This window comes from Tardiphaga sp. 42S5 (assembly GCF_034044155.1).
Lineage (GTDB): Bacteria > Pseudomonadota > Alphaproteobacteria > Rhizobiales > Xanthobacteraceae > Tardiphaga > Tardiphaga robiniae.
In genome coordinates this window covers 1,711,175-1,725,302 of sequence record NZ_CP139027.1, presented here as the reverse complement: position 1 = coordinate 1,725,302, position 14,128 = coordinate 1,711,175, and the positions used below count along the sequence as shown (strand labels likewise).

General features: G+C 62.2%; 14 protein-coding genes. 6 read left to right on the top strand and 8 right to left on the bottom strand.

Annotation, left to right across the window (positions count from 1 at the left end; all coding sequences use genetic code 11):
- The first annotated feature begins 112 nt into the window (after positions 1–112).
- From SFY93_RS08050 to SFY93_RS08040, 3 genes are all read left to right on the top strand, one after another.
- Positions 113–1,537: an amidase gene (locus SFY93_RS08050; protein ID WP_320446684.1), complete on the top strand. Its 1,425-nt coding sequence runs from the start codon at positions 113–115 to the stop codon at positions 1,535–1,537.
- Positions 1,538–1,894: 357 nt separating this feature from the next.
- Positions 1,895–3,130, top strand: coding sequence for an MFS transporter (locus SFY93_RS08045; protein ID WP_320447718.1), 1,236 nt, complete (start codon positions 1,895–1,897; stop codon positions 3,128–3,130).
- 30 nt (positions 3,131–3,160) lie between these two features.
- Positions 3,161–3,823 (top strand): sulfite oxidase-like oxidoreductase, encoded by a 663-nt coding sequence (locus SFY93_RS08040; RefSeq protein ID WP_320446683.1) that lies wholly within the window; start codon positions 3,161–3,163, stop codon positions 3,821–3,823.
- Positions 3,824–3,844: 21 nt separating this feature from the next.
- Here the strand turns inward: SFY93_RS08040 and SFY93_RS08035 are convergent, their stop codons facing one another.
- Positions 3,845–4,411 carry a DUF2478 domain-containing protein gene (locus tag SFY93_RS08035; RefSeq protein ID WP_320446682.1) on the bottom strand — a complete coding sequence of 189 codons (567 nt, stop codon included), beginning with the start codon at positions 4,409–4,411 and terminating at the stop codon, positions 3,845–3,847.
- Between the two features lie 149 nt (positions 4,412–4,560).
- Entirely contained in the window at positions 4,561–4,935 is a 375-nt protein-coding gene (locus tag SFY93_RS08030; RefSeq protein ID WP_320446681.1) for a winged helix-turn-helix domain-containing protein, read from the bottom strand.
- Positions 4,936–4,994: 59 nt separating this feature from the next.
- Between SFY93_RS08030 and SFY93_RS08025 the strand changes: the two genes are divergently transcribed.
- Entirely contained in the window at positions 4,995–5,213 is a 219-nt protein-coding gene (locus SFY93_RS08025) for a hypothetical protein (protein WP_320446680.1), read from the top strand.
- A 13-nt stretch (positions 5,214–5,226) separates the two neighbouring features.
- On the opposite strand, the gene wrbA is transcribed toward SFY93_RS08025, so the two are convergent.
- Together wrbA and SFY93_RS08015 are read right to left on the bottom strand one after the other, a co-directional pair.
- A complete protein-coding gene (gene wrbA, locus SFY93_RS08020) occupies positions 5,227–5,826 on the bottom strand; it encodes an NAD(P)H:quinone oxidoreductase (protein ID WP_068733146.1) in 600 nt (199 codons plus the stop codon).
- Positions 5,827–5,881: 55 nt separating this feature from the next.
- On the bottom strand, positions 5,882–6,580 hold the full coding sequence (locus SFY93_RS08015; protein ID WP_231078128.1) for a pirin family protein: 699 nt from the start codon (positions 6,578–6,580) through the stop codon (positions 5,882–5,884).
- 107 nt (positions 6,581–6,687) lie between these two features.
- Here SFY93_RS08015 and SFY93_RS08010 point away from each other — a divergent pair, with 107 nt between their 5' ends.
- Complete coding sequence (locus SFY93_RS08010; protein WP_320446679.1) at positions 6,688–7,608, top strand: LysR family transcriptional regulator; 921 nt, start codon at positions 6,688–6,690, stop codon at positions 7,606–7,608.
- A gap of 2 nt (positions 7,609–7,610) precedes the next feature.
- On the opposite strand, the gene SFY93_RS08005 is transcribed toward SFY93_RS08010, so the two are convergent.
- Positions 7,611–8,702, bottom strand: a complete 1,092-nt coding sequence (locus tag SFY93_RS08005; RefSeq protein WP_320446678.1) for a glycosyltransferase family 4 protein — start codon at positions 8,700–8,702, stop codon at positions 7,611–7,613.
- A 396-nt stretch (positions 8,703–9,098) separates the two neighbouring features.
- Between SFY93_RS08005 and SFY93_RS08000 the strand changes: the two genes are divergently transcribed.
- Positions 9,099–10,067 (top strand): ABC transporter substrate-binding protein, encoded by a 969-nt coding sequence (locus tag SFY93_RS08000; protein WP_320446677.1) that lies wholly within the window; start codon positions 9,099–9,101, stop codon positions 10,065–10,067.
- On the opposite strand, the gene SFY93_RS07995 is transcribed toward SFY93_RS08000, so the two are convergent.
- From SFY93_RS07995 to SFY93_RS07985, 3 genes are read right to left on the bottom strand one after another with little or no spacing between them, the layout of a single operon-like run.
- Positions 10,039–11,295, bottom strand: a complete 1,257-nt coding sequence (locus tag SFY93_RS07995) for an MFS transporter (RefSeq protein WP_320446676.1) — start codon at positions 11,293–11,295, stop codon at positions 10,039–10,041. The genes SFY93_RS08000 and SFY93_RS07995 overlap by 29 nt on opposite strands.
- The gene (locus SFY93_RS07990) at positions 11,292–11,660 is read right to left on the bottom strand and encodes a hypothetical protein (RefSeq protein WP_089262497.1); all 369 of its coding nucleotides are present in this window, start codon (positions 11,658–11,660) and stop codon (positions 11,292–11,294) included. The genes SFY93_RS07995 and SFY93_RS07990 overlap by 4 nt, the downstream gene beginning before the upstream one ends.
- 46 nt (positions 11,661–11,706) lie before the next feature.
- Positions 11,707–13,911, bottom strand: a complete 2,205-nt coding sequence (locus tag SFY93_RS07985) for a TonB-dependent receptor (RefSeq protein WP_320446675.1) — start codon at positions 13,909–13,911, stop codon at positions 11,707–11,709.
- Between the last annotated feature and the right edge of the window lie 217 nt (positions 13,912–14,128).

Here is a 14,128-nt window from a genome sequence, read left to right as displayed (position 1 = left end):
TGAGGCGATACTGCCTGCGAGTCCCATTTATCCAGAAAATGGTCTACACGGCTACGTCGGGATCGACATCCCAAGCATACGAATTGCTCTGCATCCGAAATTGGAGACGTGCGTGGCCTCTCAGCAAGATCTCATCAAAGCAACGGCCTGCGCCGTGGTCGATCAACTCAATGCCGGGACGGTAACGCCGCTCGACCTGCTGGACGCGCTGGAAGCCCGCATCAAGGAGGTCGATGGCCAGGTCAACGCGCTGCCGATTCTGTGTTTCGACCGCGCGCGCGACGCTGCGAAAGAACTGATGAAGAAGCCGCTCGGCGAACGCGGCATCCTTGCCGGCCTGCCGGTGCCGATCAAGGATCTCACCGCCGTCGCCGGCGTGCGCACCACACAGGGCTCGCCGATCTACAAGGACGTGGTGCCGACCAAGTCCAACGTGCTGGTCGAACGCCTCGAAGAAAACGGCGGCGTGATCTATGCGAAATCCAACACGCCTGAATTCGGCGCCGGTGCCAACACCTTCAACGAAGTGTTCGGGGCGACGCTGAATCCGTGGGACCTGTCGAAGTCGGCCGCCGGCTCATCCGGCGGCGCCGCGGCAGCCCTTGCCAGCGGCACGGCGTGGATTGCCCATGGCTCCGACATGGGTGGCTCGTTGCGTAATCCCGCCAGCTTCTGCGGCATCGTCGGCCTGCGTCCGAGCGTCGGCCGCGTGGCGTCGACGCCCGCCGTGGCGCTCGCCCGGATGGTGAGCGTGCAGGGCCCGATGGCCCGCACCGTGGAAGATCTCGCGCTGATGCTCGATGCCATGAGCGGCGAGCATCCTGCCGATCTGATCTCGCTGCCGAAACTGCCGACCTCGTTCCGCTCCGCCGTGCGCGCAGGCACCAAGCCGAAGCGGATCGCCTACTCGCCGGATCTCGGCATCACCCCGGTCGATCCCGAAGTGGTCGCCATCACCCGCAAGGCAGCGATGGCATTCGCCGACGCCGGCGTGATCGTCGAGGAAGCGCATCCCGACCTGCGCGAAGCCCACGAATGCTTCCATGTGCTGCGCGCCTATGACTTCGCGATCTCGAAGCTCCAGCTGCTCCGCGACAAGCGCGATCAGCTGAAGCCGGAAGTGATCTGGAACATCGAGCAGGGCCTGAAGCTCACGGTCGATGACCTGGCGAAGGCGGAAGCGCAGCGTGTCACGCTGGCTGCGCGGGCCTACGAGTTCTTCCAGACCTACGACCTGCTGCTGTGCCCGGCGACCATCACGCCGCCGTTCCCCATCGAGCAGCGCTATCTCGCCGAATGCAACGGCAGCAAATTCGATAACTACGTGCAGTGGCTGGGCATCGTCTATGCGATCACGCTGACCTGCTGCCCGGCGTTGTCGATGCCTTGCGGCTTCACCTCAAAGGGTCTGCCGGTCGGATTGCAGGTCGTGGGCCCGCCGCGCGGCGAAGCCTCGCTGCTCGCCGGCGCGCGCGTGCTGGAAGATATTTTGGGCCTGCGCGATTCCACGCCGATCGATCCGCGCCCGGCGAAGTAACGGAACTCCGCCCTCATACTCGCTCGTCCTGGCTGGCCCTGTGCCGGCCAGGACGATGCCTTTGGGCATGACCGCCCGGAGTACCACTGCCCTATAGACTTTTGTCTAAGCCACATTGTCGCACATCGCGGCTAGTCATGCGTGGCCGCAGGGGATGCACGCGTCACCTGACAGAACGATCCTGCCAGCAGCAATGCATTCCGCGGCATTGGCTTTTCATGCCGAGCGTGGCAACGGGACATTTCATTTCACGGAATACGAGGGTTCTACGTGGCAGATTCATTCGCACCGCCGGCGGACGGCAAACTCCACTTCGACGATGCGAAAAAACGCATCAAGGCGATCTTCATCGGCTCGATGGGCAATCTCGTCGAATGGTATGACTTCTACGCCTACACCGCCTTCGCCCTGTATTTCGCGCCGGCCTTCTTCCCTAACTCCGACCCCGTCGTTCAGCAGCTCAATGCGGCCGTGCTGTTTGCCGCCACCTTCCTGATGCGGCCGCTTGGCGGCTGGCTGTTCGGCTATCTCGCCGACACCTATGGCCGTCGTATATCGCTGACGATCTCGGTCCTGTGCATGTGCTTCGGCTCGCTGATCATCGCCTGCACGCCGACCTATGCCACCATCGGCATCGCGGCACCGATCCTGCTTGCGCTCGCCCGCATCATTGAAGGCCTCAGCCTCGGCGGCGAATACGGCGCCAGCGCCACCTATCTCTCGGAAGTTGCCGATCCCAAGCATCGTGGCTTCTATTCGAGCTTCCAGTACGTCACCCTGATCGGCGGCCAGCTGACCGCGATCATCGTTCTCCTGCTGCTGCAGAAGGTATTCCTCAGCGAGCAGGAGCTGAAGGACTGGGGCTGGCGCATTCCGTTCGTGATCGGCGCTGGTCTTGCGGTCTTCACCGCCGTGATGCGTCGCGACATGCACGAGACTGACCAGTTCGTTGAAGCGAAGAAGCAGGCCAAGCCAATGGGTTCGCTGCGCGCGCTGATGGCCTATCCGCGCGAATTGCTGCTGGTTGTCGGCCTCACCGCCGGCGGCACCGCAGCGTTCTATACCTTCACCACCTACATGCAGACCTTCGTCAAGCTCTCGGTCGGCCTCACCGCGGACCAGACCACCACGGTGATCTTCGGCACGCTGATATTCGCCTGCCTGCTGCAGCCGATCTATGGCGCGATCTCCGACCGCATCGGCCGCAAGCCGCTGCTGATCTTCTTCGGCGTTGCCGGCACGCTGGCGACTGTTCCGATCCTGACAGCGTTGCAGGCCACCAAGTCGCCATTCATCGCGTTCCTGCTGATCTGCGGCGCCTGGGTGTTCGTCGCCGGCTATACCTCGATCAACGCGGTCGTGAAGGCCGAGCTGTTCCCAACCAATATCCGCGCCCTCGGCGTTGGCGTGCCCTATGCGCTGACGGTGTCAATCTTCGGCGGTACGGCGCCGGCGATCGCGCTGTACTTCAAGCAGATCGGTCATGAACAGTGGTTCTACTATTATCTGTCGGGCATGATCTTCCTGTCGCTGCTGATTTACGCCACCATGCGCGACACCAAGCACAAGTCGGCGATGCACCGTCACGAGTGACGGTCAACGTCTAGCCAAGGAGCGCCAGCCATGACCGAGGATCACACCCCGCCGGAATCCAAGCTGACGCAGACCAAACAGCGCTGGGCGCGCGAAGGCCGGTTTCTCACCGGCAAGATTGCACGCCCGGACGACCAGCGGCTCCCGCCCGGCCAGCACCTGACCCAGGACTGGCCGGTGCTGGATCTGGGCATCACACCCGACATCCCCCGCGAGCGCTGGCGCCTCGATGTCTACGGCGCCGTCGAGACGCCGCTGTTCTGGGATTTCGGCCAGTTCAGCGCGCAGCCGCAATCGACCTTCATCTCGGACATCCACTGCGTCACCACCTGGTCGCGTTACGACAACCAGTGGGAGGGTCTTTCGACCCGCGCGCTGCTCGACGCCTGCCAGCCGAAGCCGGACGCGCGCTTTGTGGTGCTGGAATCCCATGACGGCTACACCACCAATCTGTCGTTGGAAGACTTCGCTGCCGAAGACGCGCTGCTGGCACATTCGTGGCAGGGCTCTCCGATCGAACGCGACCATGGCGGCCCCGTGCGCGTGATCGTGCCTCATCTGTATTTCTGGAAGAGCGCGAAATGGCTGCAACGCATCCAGTTCGTCAGCGACGACAAGCCCGGCTACTGGGAAGTCCGCGGCTATCACAATCGCGGCGACCCGTGGCAGGAGCAACGGTATTCGGACGATTGACGGCTGCGCGTTGATGAAACTCTATTTCAGCACTTCGCAAACGCTGCGATGGTCCTGACGCATGAGCCCCTCGCTGCGGCAGGAGACTTTTGCCCACCAGCCATCGAGCGACTCGCGATCGCAATGCAGCTTCACGCTCATGCCATCGGCAAATGCGATCCATTCGGCCAAGCGATGCGACGGCACTGCGATCACCACGGGGATATCGCTGCTGAGCGCACGCTCGATCAGATAAGCGAGCCCTTTGCCCTCGCGCTCCTGCTTGCCGAACCGGTTGATGATCACGAGATCGGCGCCCTCGTCGATGGCGTCGGCGACCTGCGTGCCGGCATCGAGCAATTGCCCGACATCGAGCTTGCAGCCCTTGGCGCCGGGACCGAGATCCTGAAACAAGCGCACTTGCGCACCGGTGTGCAGCATGACCGCAGTCAGCTTCGGCACGTCGAATTCGCGATGCCCGAGCTGCACCAATCCGACGGCGCGAATGCCCTGCTTGCTCAAATCCGCCGCGAAGGTGTGCAACACTGCGTCGGGATCCTGATCCTTGTCATAGACAAGCGCAGCCAGATCGCATTGGGCGTCGAACATTGCGAAGTTCCAGTTTAGACCACGGCGCGCCACGAGCGACCAAGGATGGATCAATCCTATTCCAGAATAGAGCCATTCGAAAGCGCGATCGGGGTGACCGTCACGATATATTTATCCGGATACAACGATGATACCGCCGGCTTGACCGGTTAGAACCTGCGCTTCTTGCCGATATCGCCCTTCAGCGCCAGCAGCTCCTTGCGCGCGGCGGTGGTCGCTGCGTTTTCGATGCCGCGATAGCGCTTGATGAGCGTCAGGCCGAATGGCGTGAGGAGAGCTCCACCCCCATTCTTGCCGCCAGTCTGGCGCTCGACGGCAGGCTGCCCGCAGATCCGGTTGAGTTCATCCACCAGATCCCAGGCCCGCTTGTAGGACATCGCCATGGCGCGGCCGGCGGCCGAAATCGAACCGGTAGCGTGAATATGTTCGAGAAGCTGAATCTTGCCCGGCCCGATCCGTCCCTCGGAATCGAGGTCGATACGGATACTGAGGGCTGGCACCGGCGGGCTGGTTGATTTGGACATAGCCCAAGTTTACTTCCGTAGACGCAACCTTGCCAGTCCAACAATCAAGGAACGTTTCAGTGTTGGCGGCATTCGGGGCAAACGACTTCGCCCTTGGTCACATGCGCGATGCCACGACAAAGCCATTTCCGGGCTATCGCGTGCAGCGGCCGCCGGGCCAGCTGATAGATGAAATACACGTCGAGCATGATGAAATCGAATCCGTTTGTTCCAGCATAGATAAGGCGGCGCTCTGCAATCAGAACGCCGCCTTTCTCTTGTCAGCCATCTCTTTTTAGTTAGCCACGCAGCTTAGCCGTGAAGTTTCTTCGCGGTCTCGGCGATCGCCTTGCCCTGATAGCGGGCACCGGCCAGCTCGTTGGCCGAAGGCTGGCGGCTGCCGTCGCCACCGGTCAGGGTGGTGGCGCCATAGGGTGAGCCGCCGGTGACTTCATCGAGCTTCATCTGGCCCTGGAAGCCGTAATTGAGGCCGACGATGGTCATGCCGAAATGCAGCAGGTTGGTGATGATGGAGAACAGCGTGGTCTCCTGGCCGCCATGCTGGGTCGCGGTCGCGGTGAAGGCACCGCCGACCTTGCCATGCAGCGCGCCCTTCATCCACAGGCCACCGGCCTGATCGAGGAAGTTGGCCATCTGCGAGGACATGCGGCCGAAGCGGGTGCCGGTGCCGACGATGATCGCGTCGTAATTGGCAAGATCGTCGATGGTCGCGATCGGGGCAGCCTGGTCCATCTTGTAGTAGGACGCCTTGGCGACCTCGGCAGGCACCAGTTCAGGCACGCGCTTGATATCGACAGTGGCGCCGGCTTCGCGGGCACCTTCGGCGACGGCATTGGCCATCGCTTCGATATGGCCGTAAGCGGAATAATACAGAACGAGTACTTTGGTCATGGTCAGTCTCCATTGGATTGGGATGAGTAGGTCGGTTGATAATTGGTGGGCGCCGTCAGGCCGCGTCCACCAGAACGAGTTCGGAATCTTCCAGCGCGGTGATCGTGACGCTGGCTTCATCACGGATGGCGACGCCGTCGCGGGCGTTGACGCGAATGCCGTTGATCTCAATCGCGCCAGCCGCCGGCACGAGGTAGCCGTTGCGCGAGCTACCCAGCGGATATTGCGCGGTCTCACCGGCCTTCAGCGTCGTTGCCAGCACGCGGGCGTCAGCCCGGATAGGCAGTGCCCCGGCGTCGTCCTTGAAGCCGCTGGCAATGGTGACGAACTGGCCGGAGCGATCGGCCTTCGGGAACGGCTTGGCGCCCCAGCAAGGCTGGCCGCCCGTTTGGGTGGGCTCGATCCAGATCTGGAAGATCCGCGTGGTCGATGCCTCCAGATTGTATTCGGAGTGCCGGATGCCCGAGCCCGCACTCATCACCTGGACGTCGCCGGCCTCGGTGCGGCCCGTGTTGCCCAGACTGTCCTGATGCGTGATAGCGCCTTCGCGGACATAGGTGATGATTTCCATGTTGGAATGCGGATGAGCCGGGAAACCGGTGTTCGGCGCGATCTCGTCGTCGTTCCAGACGCGCAAGCTGCCATGGCCCATATTCTCGGGGTCATAATGGCTGCCGAACGAGAAGTGGTGCTTGGCCTTGAGCCAGCCGTGGTCGGCGCCGCCGAGTTTGTCGAAAGGTCTGAGGTCGATCATGACGAAATCTCCGTCGTTTGATGCATTTGCATCCTTGGCATCTGGATATGCCCGCGCAGATGGCGCATAAATAGAAATGATGGAAACTCATCGTTTCGGATTTTGAGATGCCCAAACTTCCCGACTTCGAGGCGCTGGCGATTTTCGCCAAGGTGGTCGAACTGCGGTCCTTTGCGGCGGCGGCGACCGAGCTGACCCTGTCCAAGGCCACCGTCTCCAAGGCGGTCGGTCGGCTCGAGGATCGCTTGGGCGCACGGCTGTTCAACCGGACCTCACGGCGGCTGGCGCTGACCGACTCCGGCAAGACGCTGGCGGTGAAGGCCGCGCAATTGCTGGCGGACGGCGAAGCGCTTGAGAACGAGGCGCTGGCGCAGTCGGCGACACCGCGCGGGCTGGTACGGCTGGCCGTGCCGATGACCTACGGCACCAATACGGTGGCGCATCTGCTGCCGGAATTTCTGGCGCAGTATCCGGAGGTCTCCATCGACCTCAGCCTCAGCGACGCGACCGTCGATCTGATCGGCGAAGGTTTTGACGCCGCGATCCGCATCGCGTCATTGCCGGATTCATCGCTGATCGCACGGCGGCTGCGTCCGGTGAAGCGTTACATTGTGGCCGCGCCGTCCTATTTCGCGAAATACGGCCGGCCAACGCATCCCATGCACCTCGCCGACCACAAATGCTTTGGCTACACCTATCTCTCGACTCCCGGCGTCTGGCACTTCACCAATGCGGCCGGCGAACAGGCCAGCGTTCGGCCGGCCGGGCCGCTCCGCGTCAACAATGGCGAGGCGCTGCTGCCTGCGCTGATCGCCGGATTGGGGATCAGCGACCTGCCGGATTTCATCGTCGGAGATGCATTGGCGAGCGGCGCGCTGGAGGCCGTGTTGCAGGACTGGTCGCAATCGTCGAGCGGCGTCTATCTGGTCACGCCGCCGGGAGGTCCCCGCCCTGCCCGCGTCGAAGTGCTGCTGGAGTTTCTCGCTGACAAGCTCGCCGCGACCGGCAAGCGCGCACGCCAGACCTGAGGCTAGCTCGCCTTCATCATCTGCCCGTAGATGCCGAAATACTGGTCGCGCATATTGGCGATATCGAATTCGGTGACGAAATCCTTCGCCGTCCTTGCGATCTTCGCGGCAAGCTCGGGCTGCGCCGCAAGCGCCGCGATCTTGTCGGCGAGATCCTCAGCGGATCCGACCTTGAATTTGATACCGTTCGAGCCATCCACCAGCAGTTCGGCCGGGCCATCAACATCCGCGGCGATGACGGGCAGGCCGACGGCCATGGCTTCGAGCAGCACCAGCCCGAAACCTTCGAAACGCGATGGCAGGACGAAGATATCGGCCTCGTCCAGCGGACGGCACACATCGGTGCGCCCACACAGGAAGCGAATACGATCGGCGACATTTTCGGCGATCGCCTGTGCCTTCAAACTCAGAAGGGTCGACTCGTCGCCCTCCGGCGGGCTGCCGACGAAATCGCAGCGAATGTCGAGCCCGCGCGCCGCGCAGAGACTGACCGCCTTGATCAGGATGTCCTGCCCCTTCTGCTTGGGATAGATGCGGGCCACGTTGATCAGCCGCAGCGGCGAGCCGAAGCGACGTTGCCGCGCCACTCTATCGAATGTCGCGAGCGGGATACCGTTATGCACCTTGAACAGGCGCTTCAGTTTGACAGCTTCACATTCACGCTCGACCGCAGCAGAGATCGCGATGTTCCAATCGACGAACCGCTGATGCAGCCGAAGCTTTACGCGGTCCCACGCGTTGACGAGGCCGGTATTGTGAATCGTGTAGCCGACGCTCATCGGACGATACAGTTTACTCAACATGGCGAAGTGCTTGGCGCCGCTGTCATGCGCATGGATGATGCGAATATCGTGACGGCGGATGATGTTGAGTAAACTTAGAATGACACGTGGATTGCGGTTCCCGGGTGGACGCTTGAGGAAGTAGACCGGATGACCTGTCGCTGAGAGCTCGGCAGCAAGGTCGGGATGGAAAAAGTCGTTGATGACAACGAAAACCTGCGGAATGTCCTCTCCCGGCGTGCAACTGGCAGCGAAATTGATCAGCAGCCGCTCAGACCCGCCCACGGTCAGCGACGAAATCAATTGAAGCACACAACCCACTTTGAAATGCTCCCGGCCCGAATGCCGGGCGACTTCCAAATCCGTCGCGCTCCAAACGGCCCGATTGCGAAATAGCGCCAGGGTTTTTGTCTGTTCGGAGTAATCCATTCCCTATTTCGGCTGACGCTCGTGGCTATTCTGCGGCGCACCAAATGCGCCGCGGAAGGGAATTCTGGCGGAAAGGCGGCAGAGTTGGGCGGGAATGCGCACGCAGGTTGACGGTGGGCCAAAACACATCAGATTTTCCGAAAGCGCAAAACTTCCACGCCATTTCCAACAACGCCACATTCGTTGCTTTCGCTCGACGATATTCAGTCAGCCATTTCATTGACTGAATCCGTGTCGGACGTAGCTTTGATGCACGCCATTGCATCAGAGAAAATGACCATGACCACCGCTTCCCCTACGCGCCGTTTGCTATCAACGCTCATTGCCACAGCCTTCAGCGCAGCACTCGCCACCTCCGCTTTCGCAGCAGACCAGATCACGTTGCGCGTCGGCGACCAGAAGGGCGGCAACCGCTCGCTGCTGGAGATCTCCGGCTTGGCGAAGGACTTGCCTTACAAGATCCAGTGGTCGGAATTCCCCGCGGCGGCGCCGATCCTCGAAGCCATCAATGCCGGCGCACTCGATGTCGGTTACACCGGCGACCTCTCGTTCCTCACGGTCTATGCCAACGGCGCACCGATCAAGGCGATCGGCGGCACACGCTCCAATGCGGACACACAGGCGATCCTGGTGCGCAACGATTCACCGATCAAGACCGCTGCCGACCTCAAGGGCAAGCGCCTCGCAGGCACCCGCGGCGGCTGGGGCCAGTTCCTGATTGAGGCGACGCTGGAGAAAGCCGGTTACAAGACCAGCGACGCAACTTTCGCGCCGCTCGGTCCCGTCGATGCCAAGATTGCACTTCTCGCCGGTTCGATCGACGGCTGGGCCGTATGGGAACCCTACATCTCCTACGCCGTGCTGAAAGACAATGCGCGGGTGGTTGCCGATGGCACGGGCCTGACCCCGACCCTGACCTTTATCGTCGCTTCCGAACAGGCAATTGCCACCAAGCGCGAGGCCGTCGCCGACCTGTTGCAGCGGCTTAACAAGGCCCGCAACTGGTCGCGCGAGCATGTCAATGAATATGCCAAAAACACCGCCGAGCTGACCAAGCTGCCGGAAGACGTGCTGGCGCGCGCCTACAAGGCGCAGGACACACGGCCGATCGCCATCGACGATGGCGTGGTGAAGGAGTTCCAGGAAGCCTCGGATCGCGCCACGCGCTACGGAATCCTGTCGAAGCAGGTCGATGTCAGCAAGGCCGTCGATCGCAGCTTCACGCAGGCTGCGCCGGCATCGAACTAGCGGGCGGTTGCGCGGCGAGAATGCGCATCGTTGCAATCGCCGCGATCAGCGACAACACTGTGGCGACGCTGAACAGCGTCCCATAGCCGAGCAGGTCGGCAATGCGGCCCGATAGCATCGAGCCGATGAAGTAGATGATCAGCTGGGCGCAGGCGAGAATCGTGAAGTCGGTGCCCGGCTGATCCTTCGATGCCGCCGCCATGAACAGGCTGTAGAGCGCGACGATCTCCATATAGCGGATCAAGGTCTGGAATCCGGCCGCGCCGAAAATCGGCCAGATGCCGGTCACCACGCCAAGCGCATGCGCCGTGAACAGCGCAAAGCAGATGGTGCGGAGAATGCCCAGCAGACCCAGCGTCCAGCCGGTGCCGCAGCGTTGCAACAGCCATGCTGCGCCAGCGGCACCCGCGAGGCCCGCCGTCGTCGCGGCGCCGCCGGAAAGATAACCGATCTGTTTGAGCGGCACGCCGGCATCGACCAGATAGCTGCCCTCCATCGCCTTCACGAGGCCCTCGCTCATCCGGTAGATCAGCGCGATCCAGAGAATGTTGCGAACCTCGCGGCGGCGCAGGAAGGCCATCACCGAAGGCCGCGGCTTCGACGGATCGCTCTGCCCGGCATCCTCCTCGCGCATGGCGAAGGCGGCGAAGAGCGGTATCAACGAGAAGCCGGCGATGGTCAGCAGCATGCCGATCCAGCCGATATATGCATACAGCACCAGCCCGAGCGTGCCGCCGATCACGACACCAAACGCGACCGAGCCGCCTTGGATCGCATTGCCGATGGCGCGATCCTCCGGCGCGAGATATTTCGCGGCATAGCCATCAGTTGCGATGTCCTGTGTCGAGATCAGCAACGAGCCGAACAGGCCAACCGTGATGATGCCCCAGATATTGGTTGCGCCGAGCGGGATCAAACACAGCAGGCTGATGATGACCCCGGTTTGGGTCACGATCACCCAGCCGGCGCGATGTGCGCGCGCGAACGGGCGGATGCGATCCACCACCGGCGCCCAGAAGAACTTCAGCAGCAACGGCAGAAACCAGAGGCTGAGATAGCCGATCTCGCTGCGCGACACGCCGGCTTCGCGCATGATCGGCGGCAAAGCGGCGGCGAACAGATAGGACGGGATCGCCTGCGCCAGATACAGCCCGCCGAGGACGACGAACAGCCGCTTGCGCCCCATGACGGCGACCGGCGCAGATGCGTTGAGCTCCGCGGTGCTCATGCGAGGCCGCGATGTTCGGCGAGAAAGGCGCGCGCGGCGATCTCGTCCTCGAGCGCCACCAGCGGCATCGGCCAGAGCTTCCGAAACGTCTCTTCCATCTTCTTGTTGGCGCCGGGGCGTACAATCGCCACAGCACGGCAGCGCGCGGAGATATGGCCACGCGTCGCCTTGAACCACAGCGCCTGCTCCCGCTCGCCGGCGACGGACAGTTTCCCGCCGCCCCCGAACACGGTCAGAAGTTCGAATGGCGCATCATGCTCGCCGACCCGGGCCAGCGCGGCCAGATAATCGCGCTCGTCCGACTCCGCGTAAGGCGGCAGGAACCGTAGCGTCAGCAGGCTCCCATCAATCTCCAGATCCACCATGATGGCAATTAGAACTCCCTGGGAAGTGGCCTTGGAAGGTTTGGTCTTAGAATGTCTTGCGATAGCCGACCGTCACGGTGCGGCCCCAGGAATAGACCGGCAGGTTGCGCACCGAGGTTGCTGTCGGGTTCTGCAGCTCCGTATCGAACAGGTTGTTAACGGCTGCATAGGCCTCGCCGCCATAGACCGGCCCGCTCAGCGCAGCATTCATGGTGAAGCCACCCTCGATGGGATAGACCGTATTGGTCAGGTTGATGCCGCGGTTCCGGCCCGAATAGCCCTCGCCCTCGACGCGCAGCTTGATGCCGTTGTCGAAGCGATAGTCGCCGAAGATCAGACCGCGCACCGGACTGCCGATCCGGTTGTTGGGCAGCCACGAGTCGAGCACACCGTCCTTATTGGTGTCGTAGCGGCCTTCCTTGTAGCCGATCGTGGTACCCAGCGTGAAATTCCGGCTGATCGCCATCTCGCCGATATATTCGACGCCGTAGATCATTTCCTTCTGCTGCGAGATCAGGTTGGTGACCGGATCGAACGTCACGCCCTTCTCGGAGGTGCTGACAAAACCGGTGATGCTGCCCTTGTAGGGGCCGTCGCCGCCGCGGACGCCGATTTCATAGTTATTGACGATCTGGGCTTCCGGCGCGATCGAGGTGAAGGAGATGGTCTGGCGCGCCAGCGGCAGGCAGTTCGGCGTCGCCACCGGACAGGCAAAGGCCGTGGATGACAGGCCGGCGCGGCGCGTATAGGCGCCGACATCGGGCAGCGCATAGCCCTGCGAGAAACCGCCGAACAGATCGATCTTGTTGTTGAGCTTGAAGGTCGCGCCGAGATTATAGGTCGGCGAGGCATATTCGTACTGGCCGCCGATAACATTGAGCGCCGGCAGAACGAAGCGCGTCACGGGCGAGATCGCGGCATAGGCGGCCGGACGCAGGAAGTCGTCGACGCTGAGATCGAAATGCTCGTAGCGAACGCCGCCCCGCGCGGTCAGCCGATCGGTGATCGGGACTTGTACCAATGCAAATCCGGCGGTCGTCACCTGGGTCAACGGCGTGAACACATCGCGGCCATCGGTCAGCGTCTGCCATGTCTTGTCATGGACGACGTCCGTGCCCCAGGTCACCTTGGCGCCGTTCCAGATGCGGTCGAGCGGCGTATCGATCGTCAGATTGACGCCTCCGCGCTCGGAATACAGCGTGGTCTGGTTGGCGGGGCTGGTCGGGCTCAGCGGGTTGCCGGAATAATAAACCAGCGAGTTATAGGGATAGGAGAACTCCGAATAGTTGAAGCGCTTCTTGATGTCATTGTAGAAGCCGACCACGCTGAGATTGCCGAGCACGAAGTCGGTATCGCTGTAGCGCAATTGGAACGAGCGCGAATCTTCCAGCACGCTCTGCCCGGTATAGGGCTTGGTGAAATCCGGCTTCGCATAAGCGCCGGAATAGTCGGTGAGGTATTTCGGCGTCTGGTCGAGATAGAACTGGCTGATCGAGGCTTCGATGCGCTTGCCGCCATCGAAATCGTAACCGATCTTGCCCAGGAAACTGCCGCTGGCGAGACGATCACCACCTCCCTGCCCGAGCATGGCGTCCGATGGCAGCTCGCGGCCCGCGCCGTCATAGGTCTTCTGCGCGCCGCGGCCGCTGCCGACGAATACATAGTCGATGCCATTCGTACCCTTGCCACTGACCGTCGCCGACATTTCTGGCGCCAGCGAACCGCCGGGATCGGCGGTGAAGGTGCGCAGCGCCGTGTTGACGCTGACGCGCGGACCGCCCGGCTGCGCTTTCTTGGTGACGAAATTCACCGTACCGCCTGTCGCGCCCGCGCCATACAGGCTCGATGCACCAGCGACCAGTTCGATGCGCTCGACGGAATTCAGATCGATCAGCGACAGGACGCGTGAAACGTCGCGGAGCGGCGTCGTCAGCGGCACGCCGTCCATCAGCACCAGGAGGTCGCGTCCGCGATAGCTTTCGGAAGCGCCGGAGATGGTCTGGTTCGAGACCGAGAAGCCCGGCAGCAATTTGGCCAGCAGCGCGGATGCGCTGCCGCTCTGCTTGAGCTGTTCGTCGATCTCCTTTTGGTCGATCACCTGCACCGTCTGCGGAATATCCGAAATCGAGCGCTGGGCACGCGCGGCCGTTACCGTGATCTCGTCGAGCGTGACGCCCGCGCTCTGCTGCGCAACGGCCTGCGACGACATGAGCCCGACGGCGGGGATGAGAAGGAACTGGCTGTAACGCATGAGCTCGGAATCTTCCGTATGTTCGTGGCGACGAAGCACTGGAGAGGTCGAGCCGGTCAATTCGACCGAGGCCGCAGCAGTTTGGAATCAATGTAAATTCCAGTCGCGGCTTTACTCTTCTTACGCCTGTGCATTCCGTCTATCGTCACAGCGATACGGCACGGCCCATGGCATGACTTGGACTCGGTGAATTGATAGTCGGACTGGAGCGAACGAA

What these genes read in the sequence shown, in the direction of transcription:
- SFY93_RS08045 (WP_320447718.1), top strand. Translation starts at nt 1,895, where the DNA reads ATGGGCAATCTCGTCGAATGGTATGACTTCTACGCCTACACCGCCTTC.
- SFY93_RS08040 (WP_320446683.1), top strand. Translation starts at nt 3,161, where the DNA reads ATGACCGAGGATCACACCCCGCCGGAATCCAAGCTGACGCAGACCAAA.
- SFY93_RS08035 (WP_320446682.1), bottom strand. Translation starts at nt 4,411, where the DNA reads ATGTTCGACGCCCAATGCGATCTGGCTGCGCTTGTCTATGACAAGGAT.
- SFY93_RS08030 (WP_320446681.1), bottom strand. Translation starts at nt 4,935, where the DNA reads ATGTCCAAATCAACCAGCCCGCCGGTGCCAGCCCTCAGTATCCGTATC.
- wrbA (WP_068733146.1), bottom strand. Translation starts at nt 5,826, where the DNA reads ATGACCAAAGTACTCGTTCTGTATTATTCCGCTTACGGCCATATCGAA.
- SFY93_RS08015 (WP_231078128.1), bottom strand. Translation starts at nt 6,580, where the DNA reads ATGATCGACCTCAGACCTTTCGACAAACTCGGCGGCGCCGACCACGGC.
- SFY93_RS08010 (WP_320446679.1), top strand. Translation starts at nt 6,688, where the DNA reads ATGCCCAAACTTCCCGACTTCGAGGCGCTGGCGATTTTCGCCAAGGTG.
- SFY93_RS08000 (WP_320446677.1), top strand. Translation starts at nt 9,099, where the DNA reads ATGACCACCGCTTCCCCTACGCGCCGTTTGCTATCAACGCTCATTGCC.
- SFY93_RS07995 (WP_320446676.1), bottom strand. Translation starts at nt 11,295, where the DNA reads ATGAGCACCGCGGAGCTCAACGCATCTGCGCCGGTCGCCGTCATGGGG.
- SFY93_RS07990 (WP_089262497.1), bottom strand. Translation starts at nt 11,660, where the DNA reads ATGGTGGATCTGGAGATTGATGGGAGCCTGCTGACGCTACGGTTCCTG.
- SFY93_RS07985 (WP_320446675.1), bottom strand. Translation starts at nt 13,911, where the DNA reads ATGCGTTACAGCCAGTTCCTTCTCATCCCCGCCGTCGGGCTCATGTCG.